14 protein-coding genes and 1 tRNA gene are annotated in these 13,347 nt (G+C 35.2%); 2 read left to right on the top strand and 13 right to left on the bottom strand.

Annotated elements, in window-relative coordinates:
• The first annotated feature begins 52 nt into the window (after positions 1 to 52).
• Complete coding sequence (locus tag HMPREF1630_RS07525) at positions 53 to 1,270, top strand: FprA family A-type flavoprotein (protein WP_004828366.1); 1,218 nt, start codon at positions 53 to 55, stop codon at positions 1,268 to 1,270.
• Between the two features lie 264 nt (positions 1,271 to 1,534).
• On the opposite strand, the gene HMPREF1630_RS07520 is transcribed toward HMPREF1630_RS07525, so the two are convergent.
• From HMPREF1630_RS07520 to ispE, 9 genes are all read right to left on the bottom strand, one after another.
• The gene (locus HMPREF1630_RS07520) at positions 1,535 to 2,902 is read right to left on the bottom strand and encodes an aldehyde dehydrogenase family protein (RefSeq protein ID WP_037328500.1); all 1,368 of its coding nucleotides are present in this window, start codon (positions 2,900 to 2,902) and stop codon (positions 1,535 to 1,537) included.
• A 53-nt stretch (positions 2,903 to 2,955) separates the two neighbouring features.
• Positions 2,956 to 3,363, bottom strand: coding sequence for a hypothetical protein (locus HMPREF1630_RS07515; protein WP_037328499.1), 408 nt, complete (start codon positions 3,361 to 3,363; stop codon positions 2,956 to 2,958).
• 235 nt (positions 3,364 to 3,598) lie between these two features.
• The gene (locus tag HMPREF1630_RS07510) at positions 3,599 to 4,084 is read right to left on the bottom strand and encodes an NUDIX hydrolase (RefSeq protein WP_037328498.1); all 486 of its coding nucleotides are present in this window, start codon (positions 4,082 to 4,084) and stop codon (positions 3,599 to 3,601) included.
• A gap of 451 nt (positions 4,085 to 4,535) precedes the next feature.
• A complete protein-coding gene (locus HMPREF1630_RS07505; RefSeq protein ID WP_037328497.1) occupies positions 4,536 to 4,907 on the bottom strand; it encodes a RidA family protein in 372 nt (123 codons plus the stop codon).
• Between the two features lie 8 nt (positions 4,908 to 4,915).
• Positions 4,916 to 5,914 carry a M15 family metallopeptidase gene (locus tag HMPREF1630_RS07500; RefSeq protein WP_004828356.1) on the bottom strand — a complete coding sequence of 333 codons (999 nt, stop codon included), beginning with the start codon at positions 5,912 to 5,914 and terminating at the stop codon, positions 4,916 to 4,918.
• A gap of 231 nt (positions 5,915 to 6,145) precedes the next feature.
• The gene (locus HMPREF1630_RS07495) at positions 6,146 to 8,323 is read right to left on the bottom strand and encodes an RNA degradosome polyphosphate kinase (RefSeq protein ID WP_037328496.1); all 2,178 of its coding nucleotides are present in this window, start codon (positions 8,321 to 8,323) and stop codon (positions 6,146 to 6,148) included.
• A 2-nt stretch (positions 8,324 to 8,325) separates the two neighbouring features.
• Positions 8,326 to 9,231 carry a Ppx/GppA phosphatase family protein gene (locus tag HMPREF1630_RS07490; RefSeq protein ID WP_037328494.1) on the bottom strand — a complete coding sequence of 302 codons (906 nt, stop codon included), beginning with the start codon at positions 9,229 to 9,231 and terminating at the stop codon, positions 8,326 to 8,328.
• A gap of 1 nt (position 9,232) precedes the next feature.
• Positions 9,233 to 9,982 (bottom strand): glutamate racemase, encoded by a 750-nt coding sequence (murI, locus tag HMPREF1630_RS07485; RefSeq protein ID WP_037328491.1) that lies wholly within the window; start codon positions 9,980 to 9,982, stop codon positions 9,233 to 9,235.
• Positions 9,975 to 10,814, bottom strand: coding sequence for a 4-(cytidine 5'-diphospho)-2-C-methyl-D-erythritol kinase (ispE, locus tag HMPREF1630_RS07480; protein ID WP_037328489.1), 840 nt, complete (start codon positions 10,812 to 10,814; stop codon positions 9,975 to 9,977). Before ispE ends, murI begins: the two co-directional genes overlap by 8 nt.
• 137 nt (positions 10,815 to 10,951) lie before the next feature.
• Between ispE and HMPREF1630_RS07475 the strand changes: the two genes are divergently transcribed.
• Positions 10,952 to 11,041: transfer RNA gene (locus HMPREF1630_RS07475), tRNA-Leu, on the top strand.
• A gap of 150 nt (positions 11,042 to 11,191) precedes the next feature.
• On the opposite strand, the gene HMPREF1630_RS09445 is transcribed toward HMPREF1630_RS07475, so the two are convergent.
• The 4 genes from HMPREF1630_RS09445 to HMPREF1630_RS07460 all read right to left on the bottom strand — a co-directional run bounded on the left by HMPREF1630_RS09445 (position 11,192) and on the right by HMPREF1630_RS07460 (position 13,198).
• Complete coding sequence (locus HMPREF1630_RS09445) at positions 11,192 to 11,332, bottom strand: hypothetical protein (RefSeq protein ID WP_156095819.1); 141 nt, start codon at positions 11,330 to 11,332, stop codon at positions 11,192 to 11,194.
• Between the two features lie 281 nt (positions 11,333 to 11,613).
• A complete protein-coding gene (locus HMPREF1630_RS07470; RefSeq protein ID WP_037328487.1) occupies positions 11,614 to 12,423 on the bottom strand; it encodes a minor capsid protein in 810 nt (269 codons plus the stop codon).
• 56 nt (positions 12,424 to 12,479) lie between these two features.
• Positions 12,480 to 12,704: a hypothetical protein gene (locus HMPREF1630_RS07465; protein WP_004828346.1), complete on the bottom strand. Its 225-nt coding sequence runs from the start codon at positions 12,702 to 12,704 to the stop codon at positions 12,480 to 12,482.
• Between the two features lie 11 nt (positions 12,705 to 12,715).
• On the bottom strand, positions 12,716 to 13,198 hold the full coding sequence (locus HMPREF1630_RS07460; RefSeq protein ID WP_052039407.1) for a helix-turn-helix domain-containing protein: 483 nt from the start codon (positions 13,196 to 13,198) through the stop codon (positions 12,716 to 12,718).
• Positions 13,199 to 13,347 lie beyond the last annotated feature (149 nt).

Genomic DNA, 13,347 nt, shown 5'->3' with positions numbered 1-13,347 from the left:
TCTAAAAAACAGGTATAGTTAAGGTAGAAAAAATTTTTAACAAGGAGAAAATATGCACAATATAATAGAAGTACTAGATAATATATATTGGGTGGGTGTTAATGACCGTAGGATTGACAGGTTTGAGAATATGTTTGAAGTTCCAAACGGTGTTTCTTACAACGCTTACGTTATCAAAGATGAAAAAAATGCCCTAATGGATTCTGTTGAAGGAGCTTTCACAAGACAATATCTCGAAAATGTTAAAGCAGCCCTTAACGGAGATAATCTTGACTACATAGTCGTTTCCCACATGGAACCTGACCACTGCAGAAATATTGATTTCATCTTAAATGAATATCCAAATTGTAAATTTGTCGGCAATGCTAAGACTCACAAATTTTTTGAACAATTCTACGATGACAAATATGCTGACAGATATATAGAAATCAAAGAAGGCGATGAAATCAACCTCGGCAAGAGGAACCTAAAATTTGTCTTTGCTCCAATGGTTCACTGGCCAGAAGTATTTATGACCTACGAAACAACAGAAGGTCTCTTCTTCTCTGCTGACGCTTTTGGCTCTTTTAACGCTATCGCTGGTAATATCGAAGCAAGCAAGGTTATCCACAAGGGTGACTGGCTAGAACAAGCTAGACGTTATTATATCAATATAGTTGGTAAACAAGGTAAGATGGTTCAAAACCTCTTCAAAAAGGTAGCAGACCTTAAAATCAATGCCATCCTCCCACTTCATGGCCCTGTTTACAAGGATCCTGAATCTATTAGCTTTATCCTTGAAAAATACGGACGTTGGGCAGGTTTCAAACCAGAACAAAAGGGTGTAGTTATTGTCTACGCATCAATGTACGGTGACACAGAACAAGCAAGCGACATCCTCGCAAACTACCTAGCCCAAGAAGGCGTTGAAGATATCGCTCTATATGACATATCTGACTGGGATTATTCTTATCCAATCGCTGATTGCCACAGATTTACCCATCAAGTCTTTGCCCCAATCAACTACAACGCAGGCCTCTACTACAAGATGGATGCCTTCCTAAGAGAATTAGTTGGCACAGGCTACCAAAATAGAACAGTTTCCTTCCTAAACAACTGGTCTTGGGGTGGAAAATCTCTAGAAATTTCACAAGAAATCCTAGAGCCTGCTAAATGCAACTACATCGGCGACGTTGTAAAAATCAACTCAGGCGTAAAAGAACCTCAAGTTGAAGAATTAAAAGCCCTTGCAAAAATAATTGCAGAAGATTTAAAAAATACAGAAATCTAATAAAAAATTAAGCTCGAAGCGAAAACTTCGAGCCTTTTTTTGCTTTTAAGGGTCGGTTAATATACTCAACCTCCCTCCATATTTCTCTCATACATAGGGAAGGTTTTTAAAAATAAATTAATTATCAAAATCAATTTCCCCTATATATAAAGAAGGTTTTTTAAAATTTTTTAGTTAGGCAAGCTTTATTTTAAAATTTTACAAAAAAGATATCATTAGGTAAGAATTTTTTCTGCTTACATATAATTTCACAACTTATAAGTCTTAGCCTAAAATCTTTTTAATTAGCCTCAATTTTTGCTCGCTATAAGGTGGGTACCTCAAAAAATTGTCAAAAAATCTGGCTTTTACCATTGATTTCCTGTTAGAAAAATTCATAAAACCAAAGTAGCCATGGTAGCCACCCTGGCCAGAATTACCAACACCACCAAACTCCAACCTAGGGTTTGTAACCTGCATCAAACAATCGTTAATCGCCCCGTTGCCATATTCCATTTCCCTGATGATTTTCTCTTCGATTTTCCTATCAGAAGTAAAGGTATAAAAAGCAAGTGGCTTGGGCATTTTCTTAATTTTTCTTAAAATCTCATCTAACTTATCATAGGCAATAATCGGAATAATCGGCCCAAAAATTTCCTCACCCATAACAGGATCATCAAAATCCACCCCATCCATGATTGTTGGGGCAATTTTTAAGATTTCTTTATCAAAGTCACCACCAAAAACAACTTTATCTTCGTCGATAAGGCTCAAGAGCCTGTTAAAATGGTGGGAATTTATAATCCTTGGCAAATCTTCATTGCTAAGAGGATTTTCCCCATAAAAGCCCCTTATCTTGGCCTTTAATTCTGAAATTAAGTCGTCTTTTATAGCCTTATCCACGATGAGAAAATCTGGAGCGATGCAAGTTTGACCAGCATTTACTGTCTTTGCCCAGGCAATTTTTTTCGCTGCCATTTTTATGTCGGCGGTTTTTTCAACTAGGCAAGGACTCTTGCCCCCAAGTTCAAAGGTGACCTTGCTAAGGTGAGGGGCTTGGGCTGCCATAATTTTTTTGGCAACACCTGGCCCACCGGTGTAAAAAACGTGGTCGTAGGCCTGGCTTATAAGCTCATCGTAATCAAGTTTTGCATTATCGAGATGGATAAGATACTCCTCCCTAAAATTATCCCAGATAATATTTGCGATTACCTTACTTGTCGCAGTTGACTTAGAAGAGGTTTTCAAAATTATGGTGTTGCCAGCAGCAATGGCTCCAACAACCGGCCCTAAACTTAGATTAAAGGGATAATTCCAAGGGGAAATTATTAAAGTAACTCCAAGGGGTTCGTAAACATAAAAACTCTTCGCCGGAAAAGTTGTTAAAGATTTTCCAACCTTCACTTTTTTCATCCAGCTTTTAAGGTTTTTTATTGCATAATCAATCTCTTCAATAACAAAAGAATATTCTGTAATATAGGATTCAAAATTTGACTTGCCAAGATCGACTTCAAGAGCAGTAAGAATTTCCTCCTCGTGATTAACAATAGCCTTCCTCAGCTTTTTAAGCATCTTAAGCCTAAAATCATAAGATTTTGTATTATTCTCAAGAAAAAATTCCCTTTGATTTTTTATAACATTTTCAAGATCCATATTAATCCTTTCAATTTCACGGCTAGTATTTAACTAAATATGTTCTATTCATTTTAATCCTTCAAAACGTCTTTTTCCATCCTTATACAAAGGCCTATCATTCCTAAAACCAAGGGAAAGAAGATAATAAACAAGCCAATTAAGGGATCAAAGAGCTTAAAGACTTCCCCTAAGATCATTGTGAAAAATGTAAGGCATTTACCGAAGATTCCGAATTTTACACTAGACCTATACCAATAGGCATTTCCATTAATCCAATTTGCTTGGCTTTTAACGAGCCTAGGAAGAAGGTAGTGGGATACGCCCCCATACTTATATGAAGATAAGCTTTCTCTTCCGCTTTTAAATTCCTCCCTGACTTCCTCTGGTGGATAGGGTTTGGGATTTTTTAAAAGATGGTAATTTACGATAATAATTAAAATATGTACTCCTAAAAATATTAGATATATCTTATTGTCCATAAAAAACTCCTACAATTCTGCTTTTTAAATTTTATATAATTTTAAAATCTCGCCATTTTAATAAATTTGGCGTATATAAATCAAGATTGGCAAGATTATAAAATATCACCAACCATCTTATAGATTAATTTTTTCCATCGCAAGGTCTTAAAAACCCACCATCATTATATAAATTATTACAAAAGCTAGTCCTTACATTGAGCTTTACAATATTTCAATAACAAGCTTGTTTGCCTTAGTCTCTTTCATCTGTAATTATATGTTCTATGCCCTTATGGTCACTCTTAAGATATTCTTTCATAAAAGTCGGATAGGCCTTGTACTTTTCAAGTTTATCGATTGGTAGCCAGTGCATAGACTCTTTTAGGCCGCCCTTAGTAAGGCTATGGCTATTAAGATTTTTATTGCCCTTAGGCTTCATCATGTAATAAAAGGAAATCTCATGGCAAAGACTTCCCTCTAGGTCAGAAGTCCCAATAAAAATATTCTCGTGAATTATAGCCAAATAATCCACCTCATATTGGACTCCAGTTTCTTCGAAGGCTTCCCTTTTTACGGCTTCTTCAGAACTTTCTCCCAAATGGACTCCGCCACCTATGGAATAGTAATAATCATCGACCTCATTTCCTGCAAACAAAACGCAATCATCTTCAACTATAATTGCAGCTGCTCTGTATCTAAACCACTTATCACCTTTACTAAATCCACAATCTTGATCCATCTCTTCTCCCTTAAAATAAATCTCCCACAAAACAAAAATGACCCCTCTGGGTCAAGATTGTATTTTTTCATATTTTTTAATTTCTTATATAAATATAAAACAAATTATAAAATGGTTCGTAAAACAATTTACAAAATGATTTTGTTTTCAAATATTTTTACAAACCCTATTTAACAATTGTTTTTAGTTTCAGGATAGCTTTGCAATCATTTTTAAAACTTATCCACAAATACTAGGAATATTTTCCGTAAATTGAGCTCACCAATCCGTTTTTACCAAAAATCTTTTTTTAGACTAAGCCCGGTTATCGGTTGAACTTTCTGCTTATTTTTGTTAAAAAAATAAGGACAAGGCTATAGTGTCAGCTGAACTTTCTGCTCATTTTCTTCCAGAAAATGAGGACAAGTTCGTGCCTCCACATAAGTATTTCCATAATTTTCCTTACGGAAAATTAGGACAAGGCTATAGCTTCGATTTCTATTACTGCGCCTTTTGGAATATTTGCTACTTCTAGGGCAGATCTGGCTGGTTTGTGGTCGCCGAAAAATTCTTCGTAGACTTCATTAAAGGCAGCAAAGTCGTTTACGTCATCTAGGAAGACATTGCATTTTACAATTTTATCAATAGATGAGCCTCCCTCTTCTACTATGGCCTTGATATTTTCGAGGGCTCTTTTGGTTGCCTTTCTAATATCCATTTCTAACTCGCCAGTTTCTGGGTCGAGTGGAAGTTGACCTGAAGTAAAGATTAAATTATCTGTAGCTATTCCTTGAGAATAAGCACCTACAGCTGCAGGCGCTTTTTTAGTTTGGATTACTTTCATTTTTCCTCCTAAGAGATTTTTAAAAATTCTTCTAAAGTTAAGTTGTTGTCGTACATTTCCTTAGCATTTTCAACACCGACAAATCTGTAGTGCCAAGCTTGAGCCTTGTGGTGAGTTTTATTTTCCTTACCCTTTGGATATCTCTCAATAAAGCCGTATTTATAAGCATTTTCAGCTAGCCACTTATACTCAGCAGTAGCTTCAAATTTGTCATTGTATTTTGTGCCCTCTGTAAAAAAGTCAAAGGCTGTACCAGTTTGGTGCTCGCTTGTTCCAGCTACTTCTGCATCAACTTCACCAGCATCGTGCATCTTGCCTTCAAGTTCATAACCCCTATAGTCAGACGCTATTCTAAGGTCAAGTCCTGCCCTTGCCATATCTTGGCGCATAGTTTCAAAGGCACGCCTAGCAGTCTTATCAACACCTGGATCAAAATTTGCTGGTAGTGGATATGCTTCGCTTACATAAACTAAACCGTTTACGACCTTGATATCTTCACCTGCTTCAGGCTTTGAAAGCCCATACTTGTTCACATAGTAATAAGAATCATCAATCTTAACCTTAGCAAAACCATTTTCACAGCCATAGAAGCCAAGGTATTGACCTTCTTTTACAAATTTATCAGTTTTTGAGTAATCATTTGGAAACTGATAAGCATATTGGGTCTGGAGGCACTTAACATATTGAATCAATTCATCCTGGTAAGCGCTATCCTCAATCTTAAGCTCATCTTTTATTTTTATATTATTAAAACCAATTTCAGTAGCCACATGAACATCAGATGTGCTTGTCTTTTCTTGTCTATTTTCATTTGACATTAATTCGCCAGATGCAATCCTGTATTCACTTGGTCTTCTGATTTGGTAATTATCCTCTTTTTGTAAGGCAAACTTAGCAGTTGTAAGAGTCAAAACTACTCCTATACCCAGTAATACTGCCTTTCTTGTTTTTTTTCTTGCTTCTCTTCTCTTACGTCTCTTAAGCTCTCTGATACCTTTGTTTGACATATTTATTCCTCTATTTATTTCAATATTTTAGTTAAGTCTAAGGGACCGCAATATCTTGCATAAATATTAAATATATTTCAATTTCCTACTATAGTTCGATATTACATTTCGTTATCATTATTATAGCACGAATTTAATAAAAATAATAGGGCTAAATGCGTATTTTTTGAAGAAAAAATCAAAAAATACGACTTTTTTGTCGGATTTTCATGAATTTTAGATTTATTTTGACTAAATCTTAAAAAGATTTTTGAAAAAGTCTATAAAACTTGCTTTTCTAGGGTCTTTTTTATTCGACTGGACCCTAATTGTTTTATAATTATTTTTTATTTCATTTTCCTCTATGGTTAGCTTTGCTCTCTCATATTTTTCGATAGCATTTTTCATTAATACTTCTTGAGCATTAAAATTCTTCTTATTTTCGACAGGGAGATATTCTCCATTAGGATAGAGTTTTCTGATTTTAACATCGTCTGCAAACATTATATCCATAAAGTTTAGTATATATTTTTTTACCTCAGAATCTTCTATTGGCACAGCCACTTCCACCCTATTTCTAATGTTTCTTGTCATGAAATCTGCCGAAGAAATATAAACTTTTGGGTTATCTCTACCAAATTGGTAGACCCTATGGTGTTCGAGGAACCTGCCGACAATTTGGTAAATTTCAATATTTTCTGTCTCTCCTTCAACACCTGGCAATATACAAGTAATTCCCCTTACCATCATTTTTATTTCAACGCCTGCCTTAGAAGCGGCAACTAAAAGGTCGATTAAGCCCCTATCAGAGATGGAATTCATCTTCAATCTAATATAAGCATCTTCCCCTCTTTTAGCCTTCTTAATTTCTTTTTTGATCAATTTTTCAAGACCTTCAGGCATTGACTTTGGCGAAACCATCAGCTTTTCATATTCGCCATCAAGGTTGCCTATCATGATGTTGTCAAACAAATCTTTGGCATCTTGACCAATGACCATGTCGCCAGTCATGAAGGAAAAGTCTGTGTAGAGTTTGGCTGTTTTTTCGTTGTAGTTACCTGTTGCGATTTGGGTAATATATGAAACTTCATCATCAATAAACCTGGTAATCAAACAAACCTTAGAATGGCATTTATAATGATCAAAGCCATAAATAATATTGCAGCCTGCATCTTCAAGCCTTGACGACCACAAAATATTATTATCTTCGTCAAATCTCGCCCTAAGCTCCATCAAAACTACAACTTCTTTGCCATTTTCACTAGCCTTAATCAAGCTTTTTGCTATTTCTGAATCCTTGGCTATCCTATAAAGGGTAATCTTTATAGATGCCACATTTGGGTCTGTGGCTGCCTCATCAAGAAGCCTAATTAATGGGTCCATGGATTCATAAGGGTAGGATAAAATTATATCCTTCTCTAGGACTTGGTCAATCATTGACCTGTTTGCATCAACCATGGCAGAAGGTTGTGGGCTGAAATTTTCATAGGAAAGGTCGCTTTTCACCTTGCTTGGTAGCTTAGAAATAAAGTCAAAAATAAAACCCAGCTGCAAAGGAGTTTTTGTAGTAAAAATTGACTTGTCGTTTAATTCAAAATTCTTGCATAAAAATTCCTTATCTTCAATGTCAAGAGGACTATCGACCTCAAGTCTAACTGGCTTTAGCCTCTTCCTTTTTTTTAGCTTGCCCTTCATATAGGTCCTAAAATCTTCCTCAACATCATAATCATCATCATCATAAGAAATATCAGCATTTCTTGTAAGGCTCATAACGAAGAAGTTTTGCACTTTGTATCCCTCAAAAAGTTCTGCCCCAAATTCCTTGATTATATCTTCAAGGAGGACGTAGGTCCTATCGGCTACCATAACCCACCTATTTAGCCTTTCTGGTAGGTAAATTATGCCAATTATTTCCTTTTGTTTTGACGATTTTGATTTTTTCTTAACCAAGTCAAAGACCACAGACATGCTTAGATTTGCAAGTCTTGGCAAGGGGTGAACCCTGTCGATTATTTGAAAAGATAAAATCGGTTCGATTTTTGTGTCAAAGTATGCCTGGCAAAAGTCTTTTGATTTCTTATCTAGGTCTGAGAATTTTTGTATATTTATACCAACATCTGCCAAGTCATTTACAAGGTCAAAATATATTTGATCCTTTTTTTCATACATTGGACCAAGCTTAGTTAAACAAGCGTCGATTTGTTCACTAGCGCTCATGCCAGACTTCTTGTCAATTGGTTGCTTTTTAAGCTTGGATAAGTCAGTTAAAGACCCAATCCTCACCATAAAAAACTCCTCTAAGTTGGTATCATAAATAGATAAAAACTTGAGCCTTTCAAGGACTGGAACTGTATTATCCATAGCCTCTTCAATAACTCTCTTGTTAAATTCTAGCCAAGATAATTCTCTATTTTGCGTATAATTTTTCATGCCTATTTCCTTCCTAAAAGCTTGCTATAGACATATCCTTCCCTAACTCCAGTTTGACTAACATTTATTGTTTCAACTGAGAAAAATTTGCATATCTTATCCATAATTACCATACCAGGCAAAAGAGTGTGGATTCTATCTGGCTTGATATCAAGGATTAGGTGCATTTTTTTCTTATCGCTCTTTTTAATAATGTCCTTAACCATTTTGTTAAAATCTGCTGAGTTCATTGTCCTTACGTCATCCCCAAGGTCATAGTATTCCCTATAAACCATGAGGGCTGCACGGGCAGAACCTCCAACAGCTGATAAAACCTTGAATTCTTCCCTATACATATAGGCATCATCGAAAAGTTGGACTACACGTTTTTCGATTTCCTTCCTGCTTAATTTATCCACAAAAAGTCCATCAACATAATCGTTAAAAGCTGATAGAGAGCCAATTGAGAGGGAAGTTGACTTGATAACCTTGCCCTGATCGATAAGGACAACCTCAGTCGAACCACCACCGATATCGCAAAGAACTCCCTCTTTCACATCAGTAGAAACAGCCGCACCAACAAAGGCAAGCTGGGCCTCTTCCTCACCGGATAAAATTTCTATTTCAAGACCAAGGTCCTCTTTAATTAGCGATAATATCTCCGACCTATTAGCCACATCCCTGACAGTCGCAGTCGCAAAGGGGTGAACTTCGTCAATATCATCAAAGTTATCGACAACTGCCTTAAACTTTGCCAAAGTTGAATGAAGCCTCTTAATCCCCTTTTCTGAAAGCCTGCCACCCTTCACATAAGATTTTAGAGAAACCTGGTCTTTTTCAGAAAATAAATTCACAGCCTCCCCATTTTTTTCCTTGTAAACAGACAGTCTAACTGTGTTTGAACCGATATCCATAATTGCGTAAATCATCTTATAAACCTCCTATAAAGGTCAACTTGTAGTCAACTTCCATTATCTTTTTGATTAAAGCAGAAGTTTCTTGACTTTCTTTGGTCATAAATATATTTACCCCATTTGCCCCATCATCCGTCTTGATATTATCAGCTAGAAAAACTGCTGGATCAATAATATTAGCCTTGTAATCAAGCCTTTTACTGATCTCTCCCTTTATAATAGGATAGTGGGTACAGGCTAGGATAATATTGGCAAGTTTCTTTTCATTAGCGATGGATAAATATTCATCTAATGCGCCATTAAGTGTCGTACCTTCCAAAACACCACCCTCAATCAAATTCACCAAGTCAATCGCCTTTGACTCATAAACTGTGCAAGGCTTTTTAGACTCCAGTGTAGATTTGTAAAAGTGACTCTCCATAGTTGCCTTGGTGCCAAGGGCTAGATAATCGCCATCATATTCCATAGCTGCCTCTATCGCCATATCAGCAATAGTAATAAATTTCTTTTTAAATTTCTCCCTCAAATAATCCTTGCAAGTCACAGAAATTGTGTTGCAAGCAATTATGTAATAATCAATGTCGTAGCCTTCCAAGAAATTTACAATGTCAGTTGCAAAGCTTGTAATTTCGGCCTTAGACCTATTTCCATAAGGAACTCTGAGATTGTCTCCAAGATAAAAATAATTTGCCTTATTTTTCTTGGCAAGCTCATTTAAAACAGCAATCCCACCCAGACCCGAATCGAAAATTCCAATATTAGTCATCGATAAGGTCCACCTTTCTCGCAAACTTATAGGAATCCTTTAGGTTTTCAAATGCCCTGTTAAGGCTATCCTCATCCCTAAAAACCCCAAAAATACTAGCACCAGACCCAGAAACCAAGGCCTTAATAGCGCCATTTTTAATCAAATTTTCCTTTACAGGAACCAATTGTGGGAAATCTTTTAGAACCACATCTTCCATCACATTTTCAAAATCACTTACAACTGACCAGTCGCCAGCCTTAAGTCCCTCAGCAATTTTCCCAGTCTTAATGTGGCCAAAAAGCTTAGTATTTTTGTAAACGTGGGCTGAAGAAATATTTGTCCCATCATTTACCAACAAAACTTTAAGCGGAGTCTTAATCCTAAAAGGCTCGAGAATTTCCCCAATCCCAGTCGCACGGGCAGCCCTATCAAGGAAGAAAAATGGGATATCTGCACCCAATTTCGCCCCAAGATCCATCAGCTGCTTGGTTGTAAGAGATAGGCCCCACATTTCGTTAAGAGCCTTCATAGTCTCCGCGCAATTAGTTGAACCTCCTGCCAGACCTGCAGCAACAGGAATATTTTTTGTAAGTCTTACCCTAATTCCTGATGCCTTATCACCTGCAAGACTTTTCATAAGGTCGTATGCCTTAAAAATCAAGTTATCTTTGACATCTCCAAGGTCAACATTAGACTCATAAGAAAATTTTCCGTCAGTAGTTTTTTCTATTTCTAATTTATCATAAAGACTAATCCTAGCCATCAAAGTGTCAATATTATGGTAACCATCTGGTCTTTTTGAGATAATATCAAGGCTCAGGTTAATCTTTGCAAAACATTTTTTAATCATAAATACCTCAAAATTATTATATCATATCCCAGCCCAAAACCTAATTTTTTTACTATATGTAAGAAAAATTTTACATAAAATCCAAAAATATATTGACATATTATAGAAAATATAGTATTATTTATTAGTAATCTCATGCGGGATTGGCGGAATTGGCAGACGCGCAAGACTAAGGATCTTGTGACCGATTTTAGGTCGTGGAAGTTCAAATCTTCTATCCCGCACCAGTAAATGTTTATTCAGTATAAAAATTAAAACTAAGCAAAATACAAAAGTCAGAATAATAAATATTCTGTCTTTTTTGTTTAAAAATAATTTTCAAACAAAAAAATATGCTAATGTAGCATTTTTGTTGTAAAAATTAAAGCTTAACAATATCATATATCCTGTATCTCATCATCCCTATCCTTTAGAGCAGTCTTAAATTTGTTTTTTTCATCGTTTACTTCCTTAAATCTCTCATAAGGCACATAAGACTTTAATTCCTCCATGGACTTTTCTTCAAGCTTAGAAGCCAATCCTCATCCACACCTAATTTTACAAAATCTACCTTTTTCATTCTGTCTCCTTCATAAACATTTTTACCTTGGTTAGCTCCAACATATATGTCTTGTTCTTTAACGTCTCCAATACAAAAAAGACTATAAAAAAAGACGGTATAAAACCGCCTTAATTACCTATTAAATTGTTAACATTATTGTATTTATCAATATATAAAGTATAATGATATTAACAAGTAGGGTTTCCTCGCTCATTAAAAGACTTTTTAGAGTAATCTAATAAGTTTGGTGGGGAACCCCTACTTTTTCTTTTTAAATATACCTATAAATTCACCTTTTCTAGTAATCATTATTTTATCAATAAAACCTAATCTTTTATTATTGAAAATCCTCAAAAGTTCATTATTTAATATCTCATCAGTATAAGAATCAATTTGTATATCTAAAATAACATTATTAGTTTGTTTTTTCGCTTTTTTAATAGCATTAGATAAAGTACTATTCCCATGATTGTTGATTGTTTTCAAATCCCATTTTTCTTCATTCCATATATAATCAGGAGTGTTAATATTTTTGGGTAAGACAACTCTAGGATGCAATCCTAAATCTCCACCAAGTTCATTAACTATCCACTTAGCATAATCTAACTCGTGTTTATTATGGTCTAGTATAACCTTTTTTCCATCAACCTTTAAAATTTCACTATTTACTATAACCTCATTCAATTCTGAAAGTTTTTTATTCTTGCTTTTCAATCTATATATTACAGATTTACTAATTTCATAATAGGGTTTATCGAGTGCAGCAAACCATTCTTCATAAGTGATTTCACCAGGCACATAGAAAGTTTTACCATCCTTATCCCTAGCAGTTCTTTCTTCACATAGGGTAAATTCATCATCAAAGTAAGGGACCGTTGTTGACCTACAATAGACATGAAAGGGTGGAGCGGTGATTCCAGCCTGGTAGTCTTCCATAGGGAAGTGCTTGCCATCCATATCTTGGCAAATTTCAGAAGTCCTTGAATCAAGAGTCGCAACTATTTCATATTCTTCTACATCCAGTTCATCAAAGGCCTTTTTCTGAATATAGAAGTGAAAGTAAGCCATGTGTCTTTAGAAACTTGCACGATTTCCTGTTCTCTTTTTGAATAGGAAATGATTCATCACCAGATTGCTTCATCATCGAAATTATCTTTAAAGGCTTTTAGATACCTTTCAATATAAGCTTTATGTTCCATTTGCCTCTCTTCATCCCACTCTCCTCTTTCCTTTAATCTTTTTAAAATTAATATGTTCCTTTTTATATGGAAGTAAAGGGAAATTGCTCCATATTCCCTGCCGTCGATGATAATATTTTTTTTACCTTTTTTATAAATTACATCTACCATATTTTTCCTTTCTAGATCCTATCCAACATAGCTTGGAGCTGATCTGACACCCTTGGACCCCTATACGATTTTCCCCCATCAATTTTTCTAGTATAGTCTGTATTATCCTTTATATTGTTTATATTTATATTATTATCTTTAAAGTCTCCTTGAATACCCTGCTTAAAGTCTGCTTGGTGTGGGTCACTAAGGCTAGTTTTATAGGTCATAAAGTCTGGTTTTATATAGAGCTTGCGTCTTTCAATCATTTTCGTATTGTCTTTGTAATCATAAACTCGTCTTAGGTAGCCATATTTGACTAGGCTTGAAATCCAAGTTGATATGGATACAGTTGATACTCCATAGGTTTTTGCAAAGTAGGCGTTTGTGGCAAAACAATAGCCCTTCTTGTTAGCAAGACTTAGGATATCAGAAAACAAAATTCTCTCAAAGGGCAGAAGTCTCTTATCTAGCCTGACTTCTGCCGGCAATATTGTGTAATATGTCGCTGTCATAAATTCTCCTTTAGCATTAAAGTCTACTTATACATATGATTTTTCATAAAAATATCCCGATTTATGCACAAAAAAATGCAAGATTTAACTTGCACTTTGTTTTCTATAATTTTTCTTCATTTAATATGTAATATTTTTTTAATAAATTA

The organism is Anaerococcus lactolyticus S7-1-13, from assembly GCF_000758765.1.
GTDB classification, from domain to species: Bacteria; Bacillota; Clostridia; order Tissierellales; family Peptoniphilaceae; genus Anaerococcus; species Anaerococcus lactolyticus.
Note: the sequence above shows the minus strand (reverse complement) of the source record. Positions and strands in the feature narration are given on the sequence as shown.

Excerpts from the sequence above, each read along its gene's own strand:
- HMPREF1630_RS07525 (WP_004828366.1), top strand. The coding sequence starts at position 53 with ATGCACAATATAATAGAAGTACTAGATAATATATATTGGGTGGGTGTT.
- HMPREF1630_RS07520 (WP_037328500.1), bottom strand. The coding sequence starts at position 2,902 with ATGGATCTTGAAAATGTTATAAAAAATCAAAGGGAATTTTTTCTTGAG.
- HMPREF1630_RS07515 (WP_037328499.1), bottom strand. The coding sequence starts at position 3,363 with ATGGACAATAAGATATATCTAATATTTTTAGGAGTACATATTTTAATT.
- HMPREF1630_RS07510 (WP_037328498.1), bottom strand. The coding sequence starts at position 4,084 with ATGGATCAAGATTGTGGATTTAGTAAAGGTGATAAGTGGTTTAGATAC.
- HMPREF1630_RS07505 (WP_037328497.1), bottom strand. The coding sequence starts at position 4,907 with ATGAAAGTAATCCAAACTAAAAAAGCGCCTGCAGCTGTAGGTGCTTAT.
- HMPREF1630_RS07500 (WP_004828356.1), bottom strand. The coding sequence starts at position 5,914 with ATGTCAAACAAAGGTATCAGAGAGCTTAAGAGACGTAAGAGAAGAGAA.
- HMPREF1630_RS07495 (WP_037328496.1), bottom strand. The coding sequence starts at position 8,323 with ATGAAAAATTATACGCAAAATAGAGAATTATCTTGGCTAGAATTTAAC.
- HMPREF1630_RS07490 (WP_037328494.1), bottom strand. The coding sequence starts at position 9,231 with ATGATTTACGCAATTATGGATATCGGTTCAAACACAGTTAGACTGTCT.
- murI (WP_037328491.1), bottom strand. The coding sequence starts at position 9,982 with ATGACTAATATTGGAATTTTCGATTCGGGTCTGGGTGGGATTGCTGTT.
- ispE (WP_037328489.1), bottom strand. The coding sequence starts at position 10,814 with ATGATTAAAAAATGTTTTGCAAAGATTAACCTGAGCCTTGATATTATC.
- HMPREF1630_RS07470 (WP_037328487.1), bottom strand. The coding sequence starts at position 12,423 with ATGGCTTACTTTCACTTCTATATTCAGAAAAAGGCCTTTGATGAACTG.
- HMPREF1630_RS07465 (WP_004828346.1), bottom strand. The coding sequence starts at position 12,704 with ATGGTAGATGTAATTTATAAAAAAGGTAAAAAAAATATTATCATCGAC.
- HMPREF1630_RS07460 (WP_052039407.1), bottom strand. The coding sequence starts at position 13,198 with ATGACAGCGACATATTACACAATATTGCCGGCAGAAGTCAGGCTAGAT.